Source organism: Yersinia rohdei ATCC 43380, from assembly GCF_000173775.1.
In the GTDB taxonomy this organism is placed as follows: Bacteria; Pseudomonadota; Gammaproteobacteria; order Enterobacterales; family Enterobacteriaceae; genus Yersinia; species Yersinia rohdei.
In genome coordinates this window covers 16364-39543 of record NZ_ACCD01000020.1, presented here as the reverse complement: position 1 = coordinate 39543, position 23180 = coordinate 16364, and the positions used below count along the sequence as shown (strand labels likewise).

Genomic DNA, 23180 nt, shown 5'->3' with positions numbered 1-23180 from the left:
TTACCCTAGGAAAAGCAGGAGGCATTGGTGACGTATAAAAATGTCCAATTTCTTCTATACCAAGGGGCATTTTGCTCATTTATTCAATAGGAGACAACGACTCTGATTGTTTTCGAAAAAGGCCCTGATATCACATTACTGCCTGGGATTTTCGACAACGTTGCCGTATAAGGGAGATCCAAAGGCTTGCCAGGAAGCAAGCTACCTGCTGGATAGGATTCATTGTAATTGATATCGCCGTTGGCATTACTCAATAACGTTTGTAATCCGTTCCCCATATCCAGATATTTATTATCCAGTATCGTATTGTTACCGGGTTCAAAGCGTACAGATACGTTTAGGCCAGTTTCACAATCCTGGGAAACTGCAAAATTTCTTTACTAGGTTGGTGGCACGTCTCCCTCACTCGGGCGATGTAATCACGCATATCCGTCACCAGACAATGCAGATTGCTTCAGCCCGCGAATAGCGGGTTTTTTTATGGACAAATTTTGGCGTAATCACTTTTTAGAGACTCAGTAAATGATGCAAACTTCGCGCCCTACTTTACAGCTACTAACCGCCACGGCATGTTACCGCGACGACCCTACCGCACTGTTCCACCAGCTTTGTGGCGCAAGACCTGCAACCTTACTGCTGGAATCCGCCGAGGTGACCAGCAAACAGAATCTGAAAAGTCTGCTTATTATTGACAGCGCACTGCGCATCACCGCGCTGGGGCAAACAGTCACTCTTGAAGCCCTTACACGCAATGGCGCCGCTTTATTGCCGCTGTTGGATGCCGCATTACCTGCCGAGGTTGATATTCAGGTTCGCCCCAATGGCCGTGAATTAACTTTCCCGGTCATTAATGAAGTGCAGGATGAAGACTCCCGCTTACAGGCGCTGTCCGTATTTGATGCTTTGCGTCTGCTGTTAACCTTGGTTGAAGCCCCAGTGGCCGAGCGCGAAGCCATGTTCCTCGGGGGCCTATTTGCCTACGATTTGGTCGCTGGTTTTGAAAACTTGCCGCCGCTGCGCCATGAAAATCGCTGCCCGGATTTCTGCTTCTATTTGGCGGAAACCTTGTTGATTTTGGATCACCAACATCGCACCACTCATTTGCAAGCCAGCTTGTTCACCCCTGATTGCAATGAACAGCAACGTCTGACCAGCCGCTTAGAACAACTGGCACACCAGTTACAGCAAGCACCACAGCCCATCCCGGCGCAGTCAATACCCGAAATGGCGTTACAGTGTAACCAATCAGATGAAGAATACGGTGCCGTGGTCAGCCAATTGCAGCAGGCTATTCGTGAAGGGGAAATCTTCCAGGTGGTGCCTTCGCGTCGATTCTCTCTGCCATGCCCGTCACCGTTAGCGGCTTATCAAACCCTGAAAGACCATAATCCAAGCCCATATATGTTCTTTATGCAGGATAACGAATTTGCTCTGTTCGGTGCCTCGCCTGAAAGTGCGCTGAAATACGATGCCACCAATCGTCAGATTGAGATTTACCCTATTGCCGGTACTCGCCCACGTGGTCGTCGTGCCAATGGCGAATTAGACCGTGATTTAGACAGCCGCATTGAGCTGGAAATGCGCACCGACCATAAAGAGCTCGCCGAGCACCTGATGCTGGTGGATTTGGCCCGCAATGATTTGGCGCGCATCTGTGAGCCGGGTAGCCGTTACGTGGCTGACCTCACCAAAGTCGACCGCTATTCCTTTGTCATGCATCTGGTTTCCCGCGTGGTAGGAACTTTGCGCCAGGATCTGGATGTCCTGCATGCGTATCAGGCCTGCATGAACATGGGCACCTTGAGCGGCGCACCAAAAGTTCGCGCCATGCAATTGATTGCGGGCAGTGAAGCGGTACGTCGTGGCAGTTACGGCGGTGCCGTGGGTTATTTTACTGCTCACGGTGATTTAGACACCTGCATTGTTATTCGCTCAGCTTATGTCGAGGACGGTGTGGCGACAGTACAAGCCGGTGCCGGAGTGGTGCTTGATTCAATCCCACAAGCAGAAGCCGATGAAACCCGCAATAAAGCGCGCGCGGTGTTGCGGGCGATTGCCACCGCACACCATGCCAGGGAGCTGTTCTAATGGAAAATAACCTCATGGCCGATATCTTGCTGCTCGATAATATCGACTCCTTTACTTACAACCTGGTTGACCAACTGCGCTCCAGTGGTCATCGCGTGGTGATTTACCGCAACCAGATTGCCGCCTCCACGATTATTGAGCGTTTACAGCAGCTTGAAAAACCGGTGCTGATGCTCTCCCCCGGCCCTGGCACGCCAGCACAAGCCGGTTGCATGCCAGAATTATTGCAACGTTTGCGCGGTCAGTTACCTATTATCGGTATCTGTCTGGGTCATCAAGCCATTGTTGAAGCTTATGGCGGCCACGTGGGTCAGGCCGGTGAGATACTGCATGGCAAAGCCTCTGCCATTGAACACGATGGACACGGAATGTTTGCAGGTTTACCTAACCCATTACCGGTTGCCCGCTATCACTCATTAGTCGGCAGTAATATCCCAACCGAATTAACTGTTAATGCCCGTTTTGGCGAAATGGTGATGGCGGTTCGTCATGATGCACATCGGGTTTGTGGCTACCAATTCCATCCGGAATCGATTTTAACCACCCAAGGTGCGCGCTTGCTTGAACAAACATTGGCCTGGGCATTATCCCCTCGCACCTAAAGCTATAGGGATGTTAGCGGCTCTGCTTTAGCCACATCACAGAGCCTGCTCATCGGGATAAGTTCACTTGCTGCTTACCTGCAACGCCAGATTTTATGCAGCAGGTGTAATTAAGGAATATGAGATGAAAAATCTATTACCCAAAGAATTATTATTAGAAAAACTGTTCCGCGCCGAGTCATTGACCCAGCAAGAAAGCCAACAGTTGTTTGCTGCTATTGTGCGCGGCGAACTGGAAGCCAGCCAACTGGCAGCCGCTTTAATCAGCATGAAAGTGCGCGGTGAAACACCCGCAGAAATTGCCGGTGCCGCACAAGCGTTATTGGCCGATGCACAGCCCTTCCCGCGCCCGGATTACCTGTTCGCCGATATTGTCGGCACCGGCGGAGACGGCACCAACAGCATTAATATTTCTACCGCCAGCGCCTTTGTTGCTGCCAGCTGTGGGGTAAAAGTGGCCAAACACGGCAATCGCAGTGTATCCAGCCGCTCCGGTTCGTCAGATTTGTTGGCCGCCTTTGGTATTCGTCTGGATATGAGTGCCGAGCAATCCCGGCAAGCCTTGGATGAGTTAGGTGTTTGTTTTCTGTTTGCGCCGCAATATCACACCGGTTTTCGCCATGCCATGCCGGTTCGCCAACAGTTAAAGACCCGCACCTTATTTAATGTATTGGGGCCATTGATTAACCCCGCTCGCCCACCATTGGCACTGATTGGTGTGTATAGCCCTGAGTTGGTATTACCTATTGCCCAAACCTTGAAAGTGCTGGGTTACCAACGCGCCGCTGTAGTGCATGGCGGTGGCATGGATGAAGTTGCTATTCACGCCCCCACTCAAGTCGCTGAATTGAATAACGGCAATATTGACAGTTATGAACTGACACCGGAAGATTTTGGGTTAAACCGCTACCCACTCAGTGCATTACAAGGTGGCGCACCACAAGAAAATCGTGACATTTTAGCACGGTTGTTACAAGGTAAAGGTGAAGCGGCACCTGCCGCCGCCGTTGCAGCTAACGTCGCGTTATTATTGAAGTTGCACGGCCAGGAAAACCTGCGCCATAACGCGCAACAAGCATTGGAAATGATTCACAGCGGTCAGGCTTTCTCACGAGTGACCGCTCTGGCAGCAAGAGGATAAATCATGCAGGAAACTGTACTTCACCGCATCGTGCGCGATAAGGAAATCTGGCTTGCCGCGCGCAAATTACAACAGCCTCTCGCCAGCTTTCAACCTGATATCACTCTGAGCCAGCGCGATTTTTATCACGCGCTACAAGGCAATAAGACGGTTTTTATTCTGGAATGCAAAAAAGCCTCTCCGTCGAAAGGGGTTATACGTGACAATTTTAATCCAGTAGAGATTGCCGCTGTATATAAAAATTACGCTTCGGCGATTTCGGTATTAACTGACGAGAAATACTTCCAGGGCAGTTTTGATTTCTTGCCACAAGTCAGTGCCGCCGTCACTCAGCCGGTTTTATGCAAAGATTTTATTATTGATGCCTATCAAATTCAGCTCGCTCGTTTTTATCAGGCTGATGCTATTTTGCTGATGCTTTCGGTACTGGACGATGAAACCTATCGCCAGTTGGCGGCCGTCGCGCACAGCCTGAATATGGGCGTACTGACCGAAGCCAGTAATGCTGAAGAGCTGGATCGCGCCAGTGCCTTAGGCGCTAAAGTGGTGGGGATTAATAACCGAGACTTGCGCGATTTATCAATCGACCTTAATCGTACCCGCGAACTGGCACCAAGATTGCCGGCCGGCGTCACTGTCATCAGCGAGTCTGGGATTAATAACTACCGCCAAGTGCGCGAACTGAGCCACTTTGCCAATGGTTTCCTGATTGGCAGCGCACTGATGTCCGAACCATCTTTGAATGCGGCAGTACGCCGGGTGCTACTGGGTGAAAATAAAGTCTGTGGTTTGACTCGCGCCCAAGATGCTGCCGTGGCTTATCAAGCGGGTGCGGTGTATGGCGGGTTGATTTTCGTCGATAGCTCGCCGCGCAATCTGACCCTTGCACAGGCGCGGGCAGTTATCAGTGGCGCGCCGCTGAAGTACGTCGGGGTGTTCCGTGATGCCAACATCGACACCATCCAACAGCAGGTCGCACATTTATCACTGGCGGCAGTGCAATTACACGGACAAGAAGACCAACAGTATATCAACCAATTGCGCGAGGTATTGCCCGCCAGCTGCCAGATTTGGCGGGCATTAACCGTCAGTGATTCCTTACCTGCTCGTGATTTACAGCATGTCGACCGTTATGTTTTGGATAATGGCCATGGCGGCACCGGAAAAAGCTTTGACTGGTCATTATTAGCCGGTCAATCTCTGGATAATGTCCTGCTGGCGGGCGGAATTAGCCCTGATAACTGCGGAGCAGCAGCACAACTGGGTTGTGCCGGTATGGATATTAACTCCGGTGTAGAAAGCGCCCCCGGCGTCAAAGACCCCCAATTGATCGCCGCCGTGTTTCAAACACTTCGGGCTTATTAATTTATATCTAACAAGATTAATGGACAGAAAAATGACCACATTAAATCCTTATTTTGGCGAGTTCGGTGGCATGTATGTGCCCCAGATTTTGATGCCAGCCTTGAAGCAGCTGGAAGAGGCATTTGTCAGTGCTCAACTGGATCCTGAGTTTCAGGCGGCATTTCAGGATTTATTAAAGAACTACGCCGGGCGACCAACCGCCCTGACCTTGTGTCAGAATTTGACCAAGGGCACGAAAACTAAACTCTATCTAAAACGTGAAGATTTGCTGCACGGCGGCGCACATAAAACTAACCAAGTGCTGGGTCAGGCTTTATTAGCCAAGCGTATGGGTAAGACAGAAATCATCGCGGAAACCGGTGCGGGACAACATGGGGTGGCGTCTGCATTGGCCTGTGCCCTGCTGGGCTTAAAGTGCCGTATTTACATGGGCGCGAAAGACATTGAACGCCAGTCGCCGAACGTGTTCCGCATGCGGCTGATGGGGGCTGAAGTTATTCCCGTACACAGTGGCTCATCAACCTTGAAAGATGCCTGTAATGAAGCCCTGCGCGACTGGTCTGGCAGCTATGAAACCGCCCACTATATGTTGGGAACCGCCGCAGGCCCGCACCCTTACCCGACCATTGTGAGAGAATTCCAACGGATGATCGGCGAAGAAACCAAAGTGCAGATTTTAGCCAAAGAAGGCCGCTTACCTGACGCCGTGTTGGCCTGCATCGGCGGTGGCTCGAATGCCATTGGGATGTTTGCCGATTTTATCGATGAACCCAATGTGGGCTTGATTGGTGTTGAACCGGCGGGTCTGGGAATCGAAACCGGTCAACATGGCGCGCCACTTAAACACGGTAAAGTGGGCATCTACTTCGGTATGAAATCGCCGATGATGCAAACCAGTGATGGTCAAATCGAAGAATCTTACTCAATTTCTGCCGGTTTGGACTTCCCTTCTGTTGGGCCACAGCATGCCTATTTAAACAGTATTGGCCGAGCTGATTATGTGTCCGTCACTGATGATGAAGCACTGGATGCCTTTAAAGCGTTGTCGTGCCAGGAAGGGATTATCCCGGCATTGGAATCCTCCCACGCCTTGGCACATGCATTGAAAATGATTAAAGCTGATCCGGAGAAAGAACAATTACTGGTGGTCAATCTGTCTGGGCGTGGTGATAAAGATATTTTCACCGTCCATGATATTCTGAAAGCACGGGGAGAGATTTAATGGAGCGTTATCAAAAGCTTTTCAAACACTTGGCGGACAAAAAAGAAGGCGCATTTGTTCCTTTCGTACAACTTGGCGACCCGTCACCGGCCCTGTCTTTAGACATTATTGATACTTTAATTGCCGCCGGTGCCGATGCATTAGAGCTGGGCATCCCATTCTCTGATCCACTGGCTGATGGCCCGACCATCCAAAATGCGGCACTGCGCGCTTTCGCCGCTGGCGTGACGCCAGATATCTGCTTTGAAATGCTGGCAGAAATCCGCAAAAAATACCCGACCATCCCTATTGGTTTACTGATGTATGCAAACTTGGTATTCCATAACGGGATTGATACTTTCTATCAGCGCTGTGCTGATGTGGGTGTCGACTCGGTGCTGATTGCTGATGTGCCATTTGAAGAATCAGCCCCTTTCCGTGCTGCAGCAATGCGCCACGGCATTGCGCCTATCTTCATCTGCCCACCGAATGCCGATGATGATTTATTACGAGAAATTGCCTCTCACGGCCGTGGTTACACTTATCTGTTGTCGCGCGCTGGAGTCACCGGGGCTGAGAATCATGGTCAGCTGCCGTTAAATCATCTGATAGATAAGCTGCGTGAATACAATGCCGCGCCAGCTCTGCAAGGTTTTGGTATTTCAGAACCTGAACAGATAAAAACCAGTTTAGCTGCGGGTGCCGCTGGGGCCATTTCCGGCTCTGCGATTGTAAAAATCATTGAAAATAATGTCTCTTACCCCGCAGAGATGCTGGCTGAATTGGCCCGTTTCGTGGCTGCAATGAAAGCCGCGACCCTTAGCTAAGCACTAAGCGCCTGATAAATCGGGCGCTTTATTCCCTTCTTTTCAATATCTCCGCGCACGGCTATTTATTATCACGACAAATAACAATAATACATCAAAATAAATATCAGCTATAAAACACACCATTAGTATTAAAAATACACAACAAAAACACCCTCCTGCAAACCTCACAATGCCATTTATTATGCTATAAACAATAATTCACCAGCCAATTTCAAAATAAATGGGTAAAAATAATGGCTGTAATGAGTGATACTGGATCAGTATGAAAAAAGGCTTTTATTCTTAATGGTGTGATTAAAAATACCCACTCAATATATAATGAGGTTAGTAAAGCAACCACTTCAACCTTGAAATTAAGTTCTAATATTATATATAAAGCACCAAATACAGACAGTACGGTTTTATGCTTAACCGTTATGTAGCCACCGCTGAGTTTTTAGGCTTTGATAAAAAAGCTGGCGTATTAGTATATAATTTTATGAGTATTGGGTTATCAGGGTATGGAATGGCAAGAATGGTTCTGAAACCTGATTCATGGAGACTGTTTAGATATATTTCATCTGACTATATCAGAAATATTAAAACTTTAGGATATGGTAATTTAGCCATAGAAAGCACTGGCAATGCTTTATCTATCAAGGTAATCAACGATAACAAATAACTTATCTAATCTTGTAATGGTACAAAAAATAACTTCGCTCCTAATATAACAGGAGCGACTATGTTCATTAATACTATACTCAAGCCTGCTGCAAAAACATATGATTCAAAGTCTGATGAATCGTCTGAAAAAAAGATAAACACACCAATTATTATTAGTAAAAAGTGTAAAATAACAGTCCCTAAAGAAACACGTTTGAGTTGTGCTATTGCCATCTCAAATGAAATATTATTGCCTATGGCGTGTTTGCGAATAGCTTCAATATCTCTTTTTGATATAAATTTTTTCTCTGCTAATCGCAGCTCAATACTTTTATCGTCCATAATAATCCTTCATCCATATTGCATATATTATTATATGGTAACTTATTTTAATGACCACAAGCAACCAGGTAACTTACAATTAGGATTTTTGCTTTCCCATAATAAAATATAACAGATTTAATAAAAACTGTGCCATTTGAAGAATCCGCCTCTTTCCGTGCTGCAGCATTGCGCCTATCTTTATCTGCCCACCGAATGCCGATGATGATTTATTACGAGAAATTGCCTCTCACGGCCGTGGTTACACTTATCTGCTGTCGCGCGCTGGAGTAACCGGGCGGTAAGGTTTAGATATATCCCATCTCATTATGTGACGAACATAACAATGTTATCCGCCATCTGAGCGCCTAATAAGTCGGGCGCTTTATTCCCTGCTTTTCAATATCTTCGCTTACGACTTATTCATTGTAGATTTGAATAAATACCATTCATAATCAATACTACTTATGCAAACCTTATGCCCTATGGCGTTATTAAACATGGAGAGTCATTTATGAAGATTTTCAAGACCGTTGCAGCTGTATGTGTTGCCCTGATGATGGCAATGGCTATCTCGGCTTGTGCGCCGACACCAACGACAGAAGGAACCGGTGGGTATTTGGATGACACCGTTATCACCACCAAAGTGAAAGCAGCGCTGTTGGCTGCGAAAGATATAAAATCAACTGAAATCAGTGTTGAGACATTTAAAGGGCGGGTTCAACTAAGTGGTTTTGTTAGCTCTCGTCATGATGCAAACCGTGCAGTACAGATAACCCGCACTGTACCTGGGGTGAAATCTGTCAGTGACCAAATGTTGATCAGGTAATTATCTTTTGGCGGCGCATTACTGCGCCCCCTTTTCGACGACCACCGTCATGATTGCTCAACATCATTGGCGTTACTGGTTGGTAATGCCCCCGGTAACGTCAATGAAGCACAGCAATTAGAAGCGGTAACCGGCTCCGAACATAAATACCCACGGGTCGAGACGAGTATGAATACTCTGCTCTTCGCCACCCGCCTTGAATTTGACGTCGGTTTCGATATTCATCCACCAGACCGACATATTCAGCATCCAGTTCTCACTCACCATGTAATCCAAACCCGCCTGACCCGCCACGCCCCAAGAATCTTTAACACTCAAATCCGACAACCCAGCAGCAGTGCCGGTATTGTTGAACTTCTCATCAAAGAAAGTGGTGTAGTTCAGACCAATACCCAAATAAGGGCGCAGTTTGTCTTGTTTATCACGGAAATAATATTGCGCCATTAAGGTTGGCGGTAATTGCTTAACTTCGGCAATGTCGCCAGTCGGCCCAAGGCCAACGCGATGGCGGAATGGCGTAGCCGCCAGCAATTCTACCCCGATATTATCGGTAATCAGATAGCTAAAGGTCAGGCCCAACTGAGTATTGTTATCCACCTTGAAAGAACCATAACCTAGTACATCATCAGACCCCGCATTAGGTCTGACAGTTGCCGTCCCTGCCCGGAAAATATAATCGCCTGCTTGGTGCGCACTTACCGCAGTCGATGCCAGAGTTGCTACGGCTAACAATGCCAGAGTGACTTTTTTCATTATCCATTCCATTTGTAGGTATATTCGCGAACAGAATATACCTACAAATGCGTATTCGTGATCCAATCGAGATCACATCTTTAGTAACAATTTAAATAAATCCTATTTTAAGTAGGGTTATTTAAATTGCTAATAACATTGAAATTGATCTGGATCATAAATCACGCTTTGGCATCAAATTGTGCTCTCGGACATTGCTGAAAAAGAGAACAGCCGCCATGCTCAGATGTCTTCCGTGTGAAATCGTGACAGGTTAGCTGTTGACTGAATAAGGAGCAGTAGCTTAAAGATGAGCGCTGAAATTAATCCCTGTGTGAATTGTGGCGCTTGTTGCGCCTATTTCCGGGTATCTTTCTACTGGGCAGAAGCCAAAGCAGGCGGCGGCACAGTACCTAATGCCATCACTGAACAAGTCACTCCTTTTATAAGCTGTATGGCTGGAACTAATCGCAAATCGCCCCACTGTACCGCCCTTCAGGGCGAAGTCGGTCAGTCTGTTTCCTGTTCAATTTATCGTGACCGCCCCTCCCCGTGCCATGAATTTGAACCTTCAGGAGAGGCTGGCGTGAGTAATCCCTATTGCGATCGCGCCCGCAGCCATTACGGCTTGCTACCTTTACCTGTTGATAACATCCAGGTAATGAGAAGAGAAGAAATCAACCATTGGTCAATCACAGGATCCCACTGCGCGCCATAACAAGGTATAATCACCGACTACGCGCTTTTTCTTCGATTTCAAGGAGTTTTCATGCCTATCACGGCTAACACTTTATACCGTGACAGTTTTAACTTTTTACGCAATCAGCTGGTCGCCATTGTGCTATTGGCTTTGCTGACTGCGTTCATTACCGTCATGCTGAATCAGGCCTTTATTCCTGATGCTGAACAACTGAGTACTTTAAGCGCTAGCGAAAGTGATTTTTCCTCGTCAGGAGATATCAGCATCAGAGATATGGTGGCGCAGCTCACTCCAGAGCAACAAATTGTGCTGCTCAAAGTCTCTGCTGTTGCAACGTTTTCTGCATTAGTCGGCAACGTGTTATTAGTCGGAGGGATGCTCACCTTGATCTCGATGATCTCGACTGGGCGTCGTGTGAGTGCATTGCAGGCCATTGGGATTTCAGTGCCCATTTTGCCGCGCTTACTGCTATTGATGTTTATCGGGACGTTGTTAATTCAATTGGGATTAATGCTCTTCATCCTGCCGGGTATCATCATTGCAATTGCGCTTTCGCTGTCACCGATCATCGTGACCACCGAGAAAATAGGCGTTTTTGCCGCCATTAAAGCCAGTGCTAAACTTGCCTTTGCCAACATCCGGTTAATTGTTCCGGCGATGATGCTGTGGATTGCGGCTAAATTGATTTTGCTGTACTTAGTCAATCACTTAACCGCATTGCCAACGCCAATTGCCAGTACCGTTTTAAGTGCGCTGAGCAATCTGGTTTCTGCATTATTGCTGGTGTATCTGTTCCGCTTATATATGTTAGTGCGCCCTACGGGCACCACCGCTTAACTCTCGGCTCAGATAAAAACCTAAAAGGGCCATAACGGCCCTTTTGCTATTTATAAACCCTGGGGTTGCGGCGCCACTCCCGCCTCTGACGCTTGTTTCTCCGCGACCAACTGTTTACTTTGAATCAGCTTCAAAGCCAAATATAAGTCAGGTACCAGAATCAGATCCTCATCATGGCTTTTTAGCCGATTAATGCGGAACCAGCGAGTCAGTTCAGTGCGCCTTCCGGCTAATATCAGTTTGATTTTTCGTTGTTTTAGATCGCGCTTAAGCTCGTCAATGGCGGCTAACACACTAATATCGGCATAGGTAAAACTGGCCACCGCATCAATAACCACCCAATCCGCCGGATGAGGCGTGCTATCGACCAAATTCAAAATTCGCCGCTTAAAATACGCCACATTAAAGTAGGTCAGTGGTGAGTTAAAGCGGTAAATCATAACGCCGGGCACAGGTTTAATCCCATTACCGCTGCGCATCGAATGGATCATACCATCCGCATTGACCCCTAATAACTGCTCTGTTGGGCGAAATACCGTGCGCAAGAATTGTAATAACCCCAACAATACAGCTAAACCAATACCACTAATAACCCCAACTAAGACCACACTGGCAAAGGTAAAAAGCGCCAGATAGAAAGCTTGGGCATTACGTTTTCGCAGTTGCCACAGGCTCCTGAACCCGAGCAGTGACCAGGCCGCATAGATAAGCACAACGCCCAGTGCCGCGATGGGAATAAATTGCAATGGACGAGTTAGAAATAACAACACCAGCGCAATAACCAAGGCGGCAATAATAGAAACCAACTGGCTTTTACCATTATTGGCGTCATTAACTGCGGTGCGGGTGCTGGCCCCACTGATAGCAAAACCTTGGGACAGTGCAGAGACGATATTGGTGATACCTAAGGCGCGCAGCTCAACATCGGCATCAACTTCATAACCATTTTTGGCTGCAAAACTGCGGGCCGTCAGCATCATACTGACAAAACTCACTACCGCCAGGTTGAGTGCCGGGATAACCATGTCACGTAGCAAACCTGGCTGGAAATCCGGCCAACTCACTATTGGCAGCCCACCGTCAAAGCCCCCGACTATCAAGACACCAAATTGTTGCAGGTTAGCTGCCCAAGAGACAAAAGTTGCCATCACAATGGCCAACAAAGGTGCGGGCCAATTGGGTCGCAACCACTTGACACCATACAGCACCACAAAGGTCAGTAACGAGATGGCCAGTGTCGGCAAATGGGTATTAATTAAATTATGTGGCAGCGCCAGCACCCGCTCAATTAACTGTGGCGGGCGGGTCATAAAACCAAAAACTTTGCCTAACTGGTCGACGATAATGGTGATCGCCACCCCATTTAACAACCCTGTCAGTATCGGGCGTGATAACAAATCTGCCAATGCGCCCAGCTTGAAGCGGCTGGCAACCAGGCACCATGTGCCCATCATTAATGTCATCATGATGGTCAGTTGCCAATGAACTTCAGTGTTACCCGCTGCCAGCGGTGCCACCACGGCGGCAATCACCGCACAGGTTGCCGCATCTGGCCCCACAATCAATTGCCGCGAAGAGCCAAAAAACGCATACGCAATCATCGGTAAAATACAGGAATACAACCCGACTGCGGCGCTCACCCCGGTCAATTCGGCATAGGCGATGGCAATGGGCAATGCCACTGCGGCGACAGATAACCCGGCTCTCATATCAGATTTAAGCCAGTCTCGCTCATAAGCCAGTAATTGGGTCAAACCCGGCATCCAATACCGGAGTGATTTTTTCTGCATAAAAATGCCACCAAGCTTTAACCCAATAGGGTTGCTTATCATGCTGGGTTAACACCCGACTGGCAATACACAGACAAAATCTGTTACTTGTTTATCGTAAGTTTCTGCAAATTCTACTGGCAGAGCGCGCATTCCGGCAGATAATTGAGGATAATAGTCCTTTAGCGCTTATACCCTCTCCTCACTGAATCCGGTATAGTCGGGCGGTGTACAAATGATGGATTGATTCATGAAGCAACTTTTAGATTTTCTTCCACTGGTCGTATTTTTTGTTTTCTACAAAACCTATGACATTTTTGTCGCCTCAGGGGCACTGATTGTCGCCACATTACTGGCGTTGGCCTTTACCTGGTTCAAATACCGCAAAGTAGAAAAGATGACATTAATCACCGCGATTATGGTGTTGGTCTTCGGTACTTTGACACTGGCCTTCCACAGTGACTTATTCATTAAATGGAAAGTTACGGTGCTGTATGTTCTGTTCGCCGCCGCGTTATTAGTTAGCCAGTGGTTTATGAAAAAACCATTAATCCAACGGATGCTTGGCAAAGAATTGACTCTGCCGGACGCCGTGTGGTCAACATTGAATCTGTCTTGGGCCGTATTTTTCCTGGCCTGCGGCCTGCTGAATATCTATGTCGCCTTCTGGTTACCTCAAGATATCTGGGTGAATTTTAAAGTCTTCGGCTTAACCGCTCTGACGTTGGTATTCACACTGATCAGCGGTGTTTATATTTACCGCCATATGCCGGAAGAACAGAAAAAGTCATAATTTAATTCACTGATTATCAACGTCATTGACGGCGTAGCTCACCGAGTCCTACGCCGTTACATACCTCGATTTAAAAGCAGGCAGAGATGAACCCGGAACAATTATCACCTCGCGGTGAGCAAGCATTACCTAACGGTGAATTAGTCCTTCGTACCCTGGCAATGCCCGCAGATACCAACGCCAACGGCGATATTTTCGGTGGCTGGTTAATGTCACAAATGGATATTGGCGGTGCCATTCAGGCGAAAGAAATAGCGCAGGGCCGGGTTGTCACTGTGCGTGTTGATGGCATGACCTTCCTCAAGCCGGTGGCTGTCGGTGATGTCGTCTGTTGCTATGCCAGATGCATTAAAACTGGCCGCAGCTCTATTACCATCAATATTGAAGTCTGGGTGAAAAAAGTCTCTTCTGAACCTATCGGTCAGCGCTATCGTGCCACAGAGGCGGTATTCACCTATGTGGCAGTTGATGATGCGGGTAAATCCCGTGCCTTACCTGATGGCCGAGGGAATTTTGAGGTTGGAGCCACACAGTAACGGTGGTTCCCATTTGATAAAAACAAAAAGGGCCGCGATTGAGCGACCCTTTTTTTGTGGCAAAATGCCAAGCTAACATCTGAATTCAGCGGCAGCAGCGCTTTAGTCCATTTCCATATTGCCATCAATCTTGAACACCACGGTGGTGACATAATTTTTGGCGGCAACGGCTTCATAGCGCCACTTGCGCATCACTTGCTTGACCTCGCGTTCAAAGATATTACGCGGAGTGGCCTCCAAGATTCGCACATTGGTAACACGGCCCCCTTCATCAATGTCGAATTGCACTTTAACCTGCCCTTCAATCCCTAAAGCCAACGCGCGAGCCGGATAGGTTGGTTTCGCCTTACTCAGTGCTTTGGGCCCTGAAGTGGTTGATGCTCCGGGAACTGATGCCGAAGGTGCTGATTTCACCGGCGCATTGGTGGAAACCAACGCTGGCTCATCCGATTTGAAGACGTTGTCATCCGGCGGAGCAACTGTTTTCTTCACATCAGGTTTTTTGACTTCCGTTTTTTTAACTTCTTTTTTAACTTCTGATTTTTTAATTTCTGGTTTTTTAACCGGTTTAGGTTTTGGCTTCACGGGTTCAGGAATTGCCACCGGGACGGGCTCTGGCAACACCTCAGGTTCTGGCGGAACCTCTTCAGCCGGTTCTGGCTCAGATTGTGGCTCTGCCGCCGCCGGTTGTGGCGCGGCAAAAGTCGCGATATTGACCATAGTGACCGCTAATGGCGCATCTTCTATTTCAGGCTGTGGCTGCATTTGCTCGACAGAAACATAGAGCAATGCTGCAATTACACTGCCATGTATCCCAACCGAGAATGCCAATGGCCACGTAAGCCGTCGACCCAGAAAAAATTTATTTAGCTGCATAATAATTCAGTGTCCTCTAATGCAGCTAAGTTTAAATGCAAATAGCAATCATATTCAATAAGCTTCTGCCAACAATCTTATTGATAAGCCTTAAATGATGCTTTAAACGGCAATATCAACCAAAAAACACTTTCCATTTACGGTTAATTATCATTTTATTTCATTATTAATTACCCGTGTATTAACCCTTCATGGGATTAACGCCACTAACGTACCGGATTGAATTTATCTGGGGAACATGTTGTGATGGGATACCACGGTCACTTTATATAATGACAATGATTTTAAAGGTGAAACATGCTGTATGTAATCTTTGCAACCGACGTCCCGGATTCTCTTGATAAGCGCTTATCCGTGCGCCCAGCACATTTAGCTCGTTTACAGGCATTACAGGATCAAGGGCGCTTATTGACCGCAGGCCCTAACCCAGCCATTGACAGTGCCGACCCCGGTGCTGCCGGATTCACTGGCTCAACGGTAATTGCCGAGTTTGACTCACAACAGGCCGCCCAGGCGTGGGCAGAACAAGACCCCTATGTTGCTGCTGGGGTTTATCAATCGGTGATTGTAAAACCCTATAAACGCGTATTTTGAATAATCGGATAAGCGACGTCGATACATCAAAACAAAACGCCTCAATTAAGGCGTTTTGTATTTTATCTTGGGTACTTAAGTACGGGCGGCCGCCCCACTATTCGACTCAGTACTAGACTTTGTAATGCTTCAGCCAATGCTCTTCACAAGCATCAACCGCTTTATCCAGCATATGAGCGGGTGCTTTCAATATCATATGGTCTTTTCTTACCCAAACAGGATAAGTATGTTTGCCAGCCGCAATGACTTGCTCAGAATAAACAGCAGCGTGGTATATCAGCTCAGCTTCTTCACAATAAATTTCATATTTATACAGTGCCGTGCTGGTTTTTAAATCCCCGAAAAAGACTGTTTTAGCTAATTTATATTGAGACATGAAGGTTAGCCTTTGCTGTAATTGGGATTACATCATCCACTGAACAGCGGAATATATCTGTGATATTCACAGCAAAAGCACCCTAAGTTGATGTCCTGTCGACAATTTTTCAACCTTAAGTTGGAATTTGGGATAGGTGCATCTGGCAAGTCACAGCAATAAATTCACCTGATATTGAAATGGTCATATTGCAGGGTAAGTTGGCTGACTTCATCCAATGGGAAGGCGCTAAATAAGTAACCTTGCATCGCATCAACGCCCATGTCGGCAAGTTGGCTAAATTGCTGATGAGTTTCAACCCCCTCAACCACCACATTCTGGCAGTGATCACGTAAACGCATCACCAGGTTATTAAATGTGACACTTCCTTCCCATTGCCAGTAAAAATTTTTATCAATTTTGATACATTCAAAGAACCCACTGGCTGCTGCTGCAATGTTTGTATTCCCACTACCAAAATCATCCAACCACAGCGAGTATCGTTTAGCCAGTTTACTTAATAGCGGATTCTTCGCACCCTCACTGAGATTAGGAAAGCTCTCCATGATCTCCAACCGGATAAAAGGCATTGAATCCAACAATGCGATGACTTTCTCGTCATACAGCACCGCCTGCGCCATATCAAAATCTATATTTATCGAGAGTATTAATTTTTTTCAATAAACCATTGATGATGATTTCTGACCGAACTTAATTGCTCATACAGCAACTGACTCTTCATCTGAGCATTAAGAAGGTGCAAGAATCGTTCAGTATAAATAGGCGTTTTAAAAGAGTCGGTTGTGAAGCGGCTCAATAGTTCTACAGCGAGCAATTTCCCATTATGCTGGTAAACCGGCTCACAGATAAAAGTGCAATCGACTGCAATGTTTAGCCTGCTATTCACGGTAAAATCCTTTTTTTGATTAAAAAGTCAGTATTGATCAATTGATAAATTTGATCAATTTTTAATTATTGATCGGTTTTAACGATATAAAAATCAAGCAAAAAAGAGGTAAAACAAAGCAACCAATTGATAGATAAGCAAGTATTAGCTGAACATGATAATTAGCTGAATTATTATTTCATACTCATTTTGTTAACCTAAGGAGGGCCACCTCGAACAACCCAACAGTAACACCCCTGAAACTGAACGATTAGAACGAAGTGGCCTAATATATAGGGTAGCGAGAAAACATTCTGATGTGAAATAAACTTATAAGTTATTATTTTGCACTGTTTGTTATTAAAAATAATATCGGAATTATCGTATTTTTTTAATTTAGGATAGGGGTGTATTTTCTGCGAATAAAGTTAAATTCAAAGTGAAAAAAACCTTGGGTAAATTTAAGGTCTGCCCGCCATTTTAGAAGAATGACATGGGGCACCACCGCTAGAGATCAATTTGTGTGGGGAAATAGAGAGAGACAATTTAATTTTCTGCGGTGACTCACTTTAGCTGAAACAAAAACAGCCTCATAAAGAGACTGTTTTATCAACAGCTACAGCAGCTCACCACTCATAAGCTACCGTGAACAATAGCGCTCTGCGATGCTGATGTTCGTGGAGCTTGCGAACACAATAGATATGCCGGTAACGCCGTGATTGGCCCTCAAGCCAACGCGTTTTGCGACGCTGATTTTGCCGCAGCATTCGCCAACGGCCTACCTCATTCTTACTTCGTCTCATGACGATATTTTTCCAAAGCTGAGAACCCAGCTATTATAAACCTTTCATCCTTTGATCCAAGTCACAGCAAAGCAAAAAATCAGTTAGACCCTAAATCCTGGCCCCTGCGGGCAGGAAGATTGACAAACGCCTGCTATATTTAATCTTGCAAGTCCTTTAGCTTAAAAGATTTTATCCAGCAATATATCTGATTAAAGGTTTCACCTTCGCCTTACTGTGCGTACACTCTTTAGCGACCTTTGTGAACAGGATTTCCGCCCTTATGACAACATTTTATACTGTAATCAGTTGGCTCTCGGTTTTTGGCTATTGGTTGCTTATTGCCGGGGTAACACTGCGTATTCTGATGAAACGCAGAGCTGTTCCTTCTGCCATGGCCTGGCTGCTAGTGATTTATATCCTGCCTTTAGTGGGAATAATCGCTTATCTCTCATTTGGTGAGCTGCATCTTGGTAAACGCCGCGCTGAGCGGGCTAAAGCTATGTGGCCCTCTACTGCTCGCTGGCTCAGTGAACTGAAAGAATGCCAACACATTTTTGCCAATTCAAATAGCGAAGTGGCAAAACCCCTGTTTCAATTATGCGAGCGCCGTCAAGGCATCAGTGGAGTCAAAGGTAATCAATTACAATTGTTAACCACCACCGATGACACGCTAAAAGCACTGGTACGCGACATTGAGCTGGCTCGCCATAATATAGAAATGGTGTTTTATATCTGGCAATCCGGAGGCCTGGTTGACCAAGTGGCGGAATCTCTTATGGCAGCGGCGCGGCGTGGTGTCCATTGCCGGCTGATGCTGGATTCGGCAGGCAGTCAGCAATTTTTCCGCACCCCATACCCTGCGATGATGCGCAATGCCGGTATTGAAGTGGTTGAATCGCTAAAAGTAAATGTCTTCCGGGTATTTTTCCGCCGGATGGATTTGCGCCAACACCGCAAAATAGTCTTGATTGATAACTATATTGCCTACACCGGCAGTATGAATATGGTTGATCCGCGCTTCTTCAAACAAGATGCTGGCGTGGGGCAATGGATTGATATGATGGCGCGCATGGAAGGCCCGGTGGCGACCACTATGGGGATTGTCTATGCCTGTGACTGGGAGATAGAAACAGGAAAACGCATCCTACCGCCGCCGCCAGACTCCCATATTATGCCGTTTGAAGAAGAGAGCGGTCATACCATTCAGGTTATAGCCTCTGGCCCTGGATTCCCTGAAGAAATGATTCATCAGGCGTTATTAACGGCGGTGTATTCTGCACGTAAACAGTTAACCATGACCACGCCTTATTTAGTACCGAGCGATGATTTGCTACATGCCATTTGTACCGCAGCACAGCGCGGTGTTGATGTCAGTATTATCCTACCGCGCGATAACGATTCAATGATGGTTCGCTGGGCCAGCCGTAGTTTCTTCTCAGAATTACTGGAAGCTGGGGTTAAAATTTACCAGTTTGAAGGCGGCCTGCTACACAGTAAGAGTGTGCTGGTCGACGGTCAGCTCAGTTTAGTCGGCACTGTGAATCTGGATATGCGCAGCTTATGGCTGAACTTTGAAATCACACTGGTTATTGATGACGATGGTTTTGGTGCAGATTTGGCGCAAGTTCAAGATGATTATATTGCTCGCTCGGTGTTATTAGATGCCGAGCTTTGGAGCAAGCGCCCTGTCTGGCATCGGGTAACTGAAAGATTATTCTACTTTTTCAGCCCATTCTTGTAATAAATGGGAGAACGGCAAACATCCAATTGTAGATTCTCTGAGTTATTCGCTTTTCACAGCATAATAATTGTAAAAGTAAGATAGAGAATGTTTTAATGAGCTCATTCTGCAAATGATAAATGGGAATCTACAAATGGATCAGAATGCACCAGAGTCAAGCTTAATGGACCTGAATAATCGCCTGACTGAAGATGAAACACTGGAGCAGGCTTACGATATTTTTCTGGAACTGGCGGGTGATAATCTCGACCCAGCAGATATTTTATTGTTTAACCTTCAGTTTGAAGAACGCGGCGGTGCTGAGTTATTTGATCCCGCTGAAGACTGGCACGAACATGTCGATTTTGATGTCAACCCGGACTTTTTCGCCGAAGTAGTTATTGGTCTTGCCGACAATGATGGCGAGGAGATAAACGATATATTTGCGCGAGTGCTTTTATGTCGTGAAAAAGACCATAAACTTTGCCACATCTTGTGGAAAGAATAAGCAATAATCAGCCCGTTAATTCCGGCACCGAGAAACGATACGGGTAGAAGACGCCGCTACAGCAATTCATCCCCGCTCGGATAAAAAAACTCCCGCTTATTTGGCGGGAGTAAATTTATTAATCTATCAATAGCGGCATGATGGCAACATCATAAAGGGTCCACTTTCAAGCAAGACACCGCATGGCGGAAACTCCCTTCCAGTAATGGGCGAGTTTTTGCACACTCCGGCCCCGCAATCGGGCAGCGAGTGCGGAACACACAACCTGAAGGTGGGTTTATTGGAGAAGGTAATTCCCCTTCCAGCAACTGAATAACTTTGGCTCTTTCCTTATCCGGATCTGGAATAGGCACTGCCGACATCAAGGCTTTGGTGTAGGGATGCTGCGGATTATGGTAAACCTCATCATAAGTCCCAAGCTCTACCGCATGGCCCAAATACATCACCAACACACGATCGGAAATATGTTTTACCACCGCTAAATCGTGGGCGATAAATATCAGCGACAGCCCCATTTCACGTTGCAGTTGCTGCAACAAATTCACCACTTGGGCTTGGATTGATACATCCAGCGCCGAGACCGGTTCATCACAAATCACCAATTTCGGTTCAAGAATCAATGCACGAGCAATACCAATTCGTTGACACTGCCCGCCCGAAAACTCATGGGGATAGCGGTTGATTAGGTTAGGTAGCAACCCCACCTTCAACATCATGGCTTTAACTTTGTCTTTAATTTCTTGGCGTGGCATTTTGGGATGATAAGTCCGCAATGGCTCAGCAATAATTTCGCCGATAGTCATTCGCGGGTTTAATGATGCCAGCGGATCTTGGAATATCATCTGAATATCACTACGAGTTTTGCGCCATTCGGCATCACTCATATTCAGTAAATCTTTCCCTAACCAGGCCACACTGCCACCGGTCGCCTTTACCAAACCAATAATGGCGCGAGCAAAAGTGGATTTTCCACAGCCTGACTCACCCACCACCCCTAAAGTTTCACCTTCGTACAATCGCAGGGTTACACCATCAACGGCTTTGAGGGTTTTACTTGGCTGCCAGAACCATTGCTTACCATCTTCAATATCAAAATGAACTTTCAGGTCAGCCACTTCCAATAATACTTTTTTCTCTGTCATGGCATTCATACCAATTCCCCTACTGGCTTATAACAAGCACGTAAACGGCCTTCACCAAAATGCTCAAGTTCCGGCGCTGTAGAGCAGCGCTCCATGGCATATTGGCAACGTGGCTGGAACGGGCACCCTTTTGGTAAGCGCAGCAAATTGGGTGGATTACCCGGAATGGTCATGAGAGATTCGCCTTCAGAGTCAAGACGAGGAACAGCATTCAGCAAACCAATAGAATAAGGGTGGCTTGGATGATAAAAAACATCACGGGCCTGTCCATATTCCATAGTTCGACCTGCATACATCACCAGAACTTTATTACATATACCGGCAACCACCCCTAAATCATGGGTGATCATGATAATTGCAGTATTAAACTCAGTCTTAAGTTCATTCAGCAACGTCATGATTTGAGCCTGTACAGTCACATCCAGTGCAGTAGTAGGTTCATCCGCGATCAACAGCTTAGGGCGACAAAGTAATGCCATCGCAATCATAACTCGCTGGCGCATACCACCTGAAAATTCATGAGGATACATGCGCATGCGCTTGCGGGCCTCGGGCATTTTCACTGCATCAAGCATACGGATTGACTCTTCGAATGCTTCACTTTTGCTCATTTTCTTATGTAATTGCAGCACTTCCATCAACTGCTCGCCCACACGCATATACGGGTTTAGCGAGGTCATCGGGTCTTGAAAAATCATCGAGATTTCTTCAGCCCGTAAACGGTTCAATTGTTTCTCAGGTAAATTCAGAATTTCACGGCCATTAAACTTTGCTGAGCCGCCTATCCGGCCATTACTGGCCAGCAACCCCATCAAAGCAAATGCCGTTTGCGATTTACCGGAACCGGACTCGCCAACAATCCCTAATGTTTCACCGGCACGCAGATCAAAATTGAGCGCATTAACTGCGGTAACATCACCATCGGGTGTTTTGAAGGTGACGGTGAGATCTTTTACGTCCAACAAAGCAGATTGCTGAACAGCAGACTGATTATTTATCGTCGTCATGGTGCTACTCCTCAGCGATCTTTCGGGTCGAGGGCATCACGCAAGCCATCGCCGATAAAGTTAAAGCAGAACAAAGTCACTACCAAAAAACCGGCTGGGAACATCAATAGCCACGGAGAAACTTCCATTGAGTTGGCACCATCACTCAGTAATGCCCCCCAACTGCTCAGGGGTTCTTGTGTCCCTAACCCCAGGAAACTCAAGAATGATTCAAATAAAATCATGCTGGGAACTAAAAGAGAAGCATATACCACCACCACACCTAATACGTTCGGGACAATATGGCGCAAGACAATATTGCGTGTGGAAACACCGCCCACCAGCGCAGCTTCAATAAATTCTTTTCGTTTTAGGCTTAACGTTTGTCCGCGCACAATACGCGCCATGTCCAACCAAGACACCATCCCGATAGCCACAAATATCAGCAAGATATTCTGACCAAAGAAAGTCACTAACAAAATAACGAAAAACATGAAGGGGAATGAATTAAGGATTTCCAACAAACGCATCATTAATGAGTCAATTTTCCCACCAAGATAGCCCGATAAAGATCCATATAATGTACCCACCACCACCGCAACTAATGCAGCAGCCACACCCACCATCAATGAAATCCGGCCACCAATGGCGACACGAACCAATAAGTCACGGCCCGAAGAATCAGTACCAAAATAGTGCCCGGATTCAAAATCAGGTGCCGCAGACATCATGCCCCAGTCGGTATCCGAATAAGTAAATTGCGCTAGCATCGGGGCGAGAATAACAAATAAGGTAATTAACATTAGGATCACCAAACTGGTGATCGCCGCGCGGTTATGAATAAAGCGACGGCGGGCATCCTGCCAAAGGCTACGCCCTTCCACTTCCAGTTTTTCACTGAAAACTTCCAGAGCTTCGCTATTTTTCTTGTTCAACATAATT

22 protein-coding genes, 4 pseudogenes and 1 other annotated feature are annotated in these 23180 nt (G+C 46.7%); of the genes and pseudogenes, 16 read left to right on the top strand and 10 right to left on the bottom strand.

Annotated elements, in window-relative coordinates; translation table 11 throughout:
* Positions 1-380: 380 nt before the first annotated feature.
* Positions 381-482: a sequence feature (Trp leader region), on the top strand.
* Between the two features lie 43 nt (positions 483-525).
* The 7 genes and pseudogenes from YROHD0001_RS05525 to YROHD0001_RS19360 form a co-directional block, all read left to right on the top strand.
* Positions 526-2088: an anthranilate synthase component 1 gene (locus YROHD0001_RS05525; RefSeq protein ID WP_032817371.1), complete on the top strand. Its 1563-nt coding sequence runs from the start codon at positions 526-528 to the stop codon at positions 2086-2088.
* Positions 2089-2102: 14 nt separating this feature from the next.
* A pseudogene (locus YROHD0001_RS0118260) lies at positions 2103-2672 on the top strand (glutamine amidotransferase-related protein); the annotation flags it as partial.
* 169 nt (positions 2673-2841) lie between these two features.
* Positions 2842-3831, top strand: a pseudogene (trpD, locus tag YROHD0001_RS05530) (anthranilate phosphoribosyltransferase); the annotation flags it as partial.
* 3 nt (positions 3832-3834) lie between these two features.
* On the top strand, positions 3835-5196 hold the full coding sequence (gene trpCF / locus YROHD0001_RS05535) for a bifunctional indole-3-glycerol-phosphate synthase TrpC/phosphoribosylanthranilate isomerase TrpF (RefSeq protein ID WP_004715567.1): 1362 nt from the start codon (positions 3835-3837) through the stop codon (positions 5194-5196).
* Positions 5197-5227: 31 nt separating this feature from the next.
* Entirely contained in the window at positions 5228-6418 is a 1191-nt protein-coding gene (gene trpB / locus YROHD0001_RS05540) for a tryptophan synthase subunit beta (RefSeq protein WP_032817347.1), read from the top strand.
* Positions 6418-7224 (top strand): tryptophan synthase subunit alpha, encoded by an 807-nt coding sequence (gene trpA, locus YROHD0001_RS0118255; RefSeq protein ID WP_032817345.1) that lies wholly within the window; start codon positions 6418-6420, stop codon positions 7222-7224. Before trpB ends, trpA begins: the two co-directional genes overlap by 1 nt.
* Before the next feature lie 403 nt (positions 7225-7627).
* Positions 7628-7888 (top strand): annotated as a pseudogene (locus YROHD0001_RS19360) (DUF4225 domain-containing protein); the annotation flags it as partial.
* Positions 7889-7893: 5 nt separating this feature from the next.
* Here the strand turns inward: YROHD0001_RS19360 and YROHD0001_RS05550 are convergent.
* Positions 7894-8211, bottom strand: coding sequence for a hypothetical protein (locus YROHD0001_RS05550; protein ID WP_004715563.1), 318 nt, complete (start codon positions 8209-8211; stop codon positions 7894-7896).
* A gap of 117 nt (positions 8212-8328) precedes the next feature.
* On the opposite strand from YROHD0001_RS05550, the pseudogene YROHD0001_RS19750 reads away from it, so the two are divergent.
* Together YROHD0001_RS19750 and YROHD0001_RS05555 are read left to right on the top strand one after the other, a co-directional pair.
* A pseudogene (locus YROHD0001_RS19750) lies at positions 8329-8489 on the top strand (tryptophan synthase subunit alpha); the annotation flags it as partial.
* Positions 8490-8704: 215 nt separating this feature from the next.
* The gene (locus tag YROHD0001_RS05555) at positions 8705-9019 is read left to right on the top strand and encodes a BON domain-containing protein (RefSeq protein ID WP_032817343.1); all 315 of its coding nucleotides are present in this window, start codon (positions 8705-8707) and stop codon (positions 9017-9019) included.
* A 117-nt stretch (positions 9020-9136) separates the two neighbouring features.
* Here YROHD0001_RS05555 and ompW read toward each other — a convergent pair whose 3' ends face one another.
* On the bottom strand, positions 9137-9772 hold the full coding sequence (ompW, locus tag YROHD0001_RS05560) for an outer membrane protein OmpW (RefSeq protein ID WP_032817341.1): 636 nt from the start codon (positions 9770-9772) through the stop codon (positions 9137-9139).
* Positions 9773-10061: 289 nt separating this feature from the next.
* Here ompW and YROHD0001_RS19745 point away from each other — a divergent pair, with 289 nt between their 5' ends.
* Both YROHD0001_RS19745 and YROHD0001_RS05565 read left to right on the top strand, forming a co-directional pair.
* On the top strand, positions 10062-10469 hold the full coding sequence (locus YROHD0001_RS19745; protein ID WP_004715559.1) for a YkgJ family cysteine cluster protein: 408 nt from the start codon (positions 10062-10064) through the stop codon (positions 10467-10469).
* Positions 10470-10520: 51 nt separating this feature from the next.
* Entirely contained in the window at positions 10521-11288 is a 768-nt protein-coding gene (locus YROHD0001_RS05565) for a YciC family protein (RefSeq protein ID WP_004715558.1), read from the top strand.
* A 50-nt stretch (positions 11289-11338) separates the two neighbouring features.
* Here the strand turns inward: YROHD0001_RS05565 and YROHD0001_RS05570 are convergent, their stop codons facing one another.
* Complete coding sequence (locus YROHD0001_RS05570; protein ID WP_032817367.1) at positions 11339-13078, bottom strand: SulP family inorganic anion transporter; 1740 nt, start codon at positions 13076-13078, stop codon at positions 11339-11341.
* A gap of 229 nt (positions 13079-13307) precedes the next feature.
* On the opposite strand from YROHD0001_RS05570, the gene YROHD0001_RS05575 reads away from it, so the two are divergent.
* Positions 13308-13850 (top strand): septation protein A, encoded by a 543-nt coding sequence (locus YROHD0001_RS05575; RefSeq protein WP_004715555.1) that lies wholly within the window; start codon positions 13308-13310, stop codon positions 13848-13850.
* 86 nt (positions 13851-13936) lie between these two features.
* Positions 13937-14386 carry an acyl-CoA thioester hydrolase YciA gene (gene yciA, locus YROHD0001_RS05580; protein WP_004715554.1) on the top strand — a complete coding sequence of 150 codons (450 nt, stop codon included), beginning with the start codon at positions 13937-13939 and terminating at the stop codon, positions 14384-14386.
* A 102-nt stretch (positions 14387-14488) separates the two neighbouring features.
* Here the strand turns inward: yciA and YROHD0001_RS05585 are convergent, their stop codons facing one another.
* Entirely contained in the window at positions 14489-15262 is a 774-nt protein-coding gene (locus YROHD0001_RS05585) for an energy transducer TonB (RefSeq protein ID WP_032817339.1), read from the bottom strand.
* Between the two features lie 297 nt (positions 15263-15559).
* Between YROHD0001_RS05585 and YROHD0001_RS05590 the strand changes: the two genes are divergently transcribed.
* A complete protein-coding gene (locus YROHD0001_RS05590; RefSeq protein WP_032817337.1) occupies positions 15560-15856 on the top strand; it encodes a YciI family protein in 297 nt (98 codons plus the stop codon).
* Between the two features lie 112 nt (positions 15857-15968).
* Here the strand turns inward: YROHD0001_RS05590 and YROHD0001_RS05595 are convergent, their stop codons facing one another.
* The 3 genes from YROHD0001_RS05595 to YROHD0001_RS19740 all read right to left on the bottom strand — a co-directional run bounded on the left by YROHD0001_RS05595 (position 15969) and on the right by YROHD0001_RS19740 (position 17900).
* On the bottom strand, positions 15969-16232 hold the full coding sequence (locus tag YROHD0001_RS05595) for a hypothetical protein (RefSeq protein ID WP_004715551.1): 264 nt from the start codon (positions 16230-16232) through the stop codon (positions 15969-15971).
* Between the two features lie 164 nt (positions 16233-16396).
* Entirely contained in the window at positions 16397-16852 is a 456-nt protein-coding gene (locus YROHD0001_RS20755) for an EAL domain-containing protein (protein WP_004715550.1), read from the bottom strand.
* A gap of 871 nt (positions 16853-17723) precedes the next feature.
* A complete protein-coding gene (locus YROHD0001_RS19740) occupies positions 17724-17900 on the bottom strand; it encodes a YciY family protein (protein WP_071817897.1) in 177 nt (58 codons plus the stop codon).
* A 262-nt stretch (positions 17901-18162) separates the two neighbouring features.
* On the opposite strand from YROHD0001_RS19740, the gene cls reads away from it, so the two are divergent.
* Both cls and YROHD0001_RS05605 read left to right on the top strand, forming a co-directional pair.
* A complete protein-coding gene (cls, locus tag YROHD0001_RS05600) occupies positions 18163-19623 on the top strand; it encodes a cardiolipin synthase (protein WP_004715549.1) in 1461 nt (486 codons plus the stop codon).
* Positions 19624-19786: 163 nt separating this feature from the next.
* Positions 19787-20110 (top strand): HI1450 family dsDNA-mimic protein, encoded by a 324-nt coding sequence (locus YROHD0001_RS05605; RefSeq protein WP_004715548.1) that lies wholly within the window; start codon positions 19787-19789, stop codon positions 20108-20110.
* A 149-nt stretch (positions 20111-20259) separates the two neighbouring features.
* Here YROHD0001_RS05605 and oppF read toward each other — a convergent pair whose 3' ends face one another.
* Genes oppF through oppC form a run of 3 tightly spaced genes read right to left on the bottom strand, consistent with a single transcriptional unit; the run spans position 20260 to position 23179 of the window.
* Positions 20260-21261, bottom strand: coding sequence for a murein tripeptide/oligopeptide ABC transporter ATP binding protein OppF (gene oppF / locus YROHD0001_RS05610; protein ID WP_032817335.1), 1002 nt, complete (start codon positions 21259-21261; stop codon positions 20260-20262).
* Positions 21258-22259, bottom strand: coding sequence for an ABC transporter ATP-binding protein (gene oppD / locus YROHD0001_RS05615; protein WP_004715546.1), 1002 nt, complete (start codon positions 22257-22259; stop codon positions 21258-21260). Before oppD ends, oppF begins: the two co-directional genes overlap by 4 nt.
* A gap of 11 nt (positions 22260-22270) precedes the next feature.
* Positions 22271-23179: an oligopeptide ABC transporter permease OppC gene (gene oppC / locus YROHD0001_RS05620; protein ID WP_032817333.1), complete on the bottom strand. Its 909-nt coding sequence runs from the start codon at positions 23177-23179 to the stop codon at positions 22271-22273.
* Position 23180: the final 1 nt, after the last annotated feature.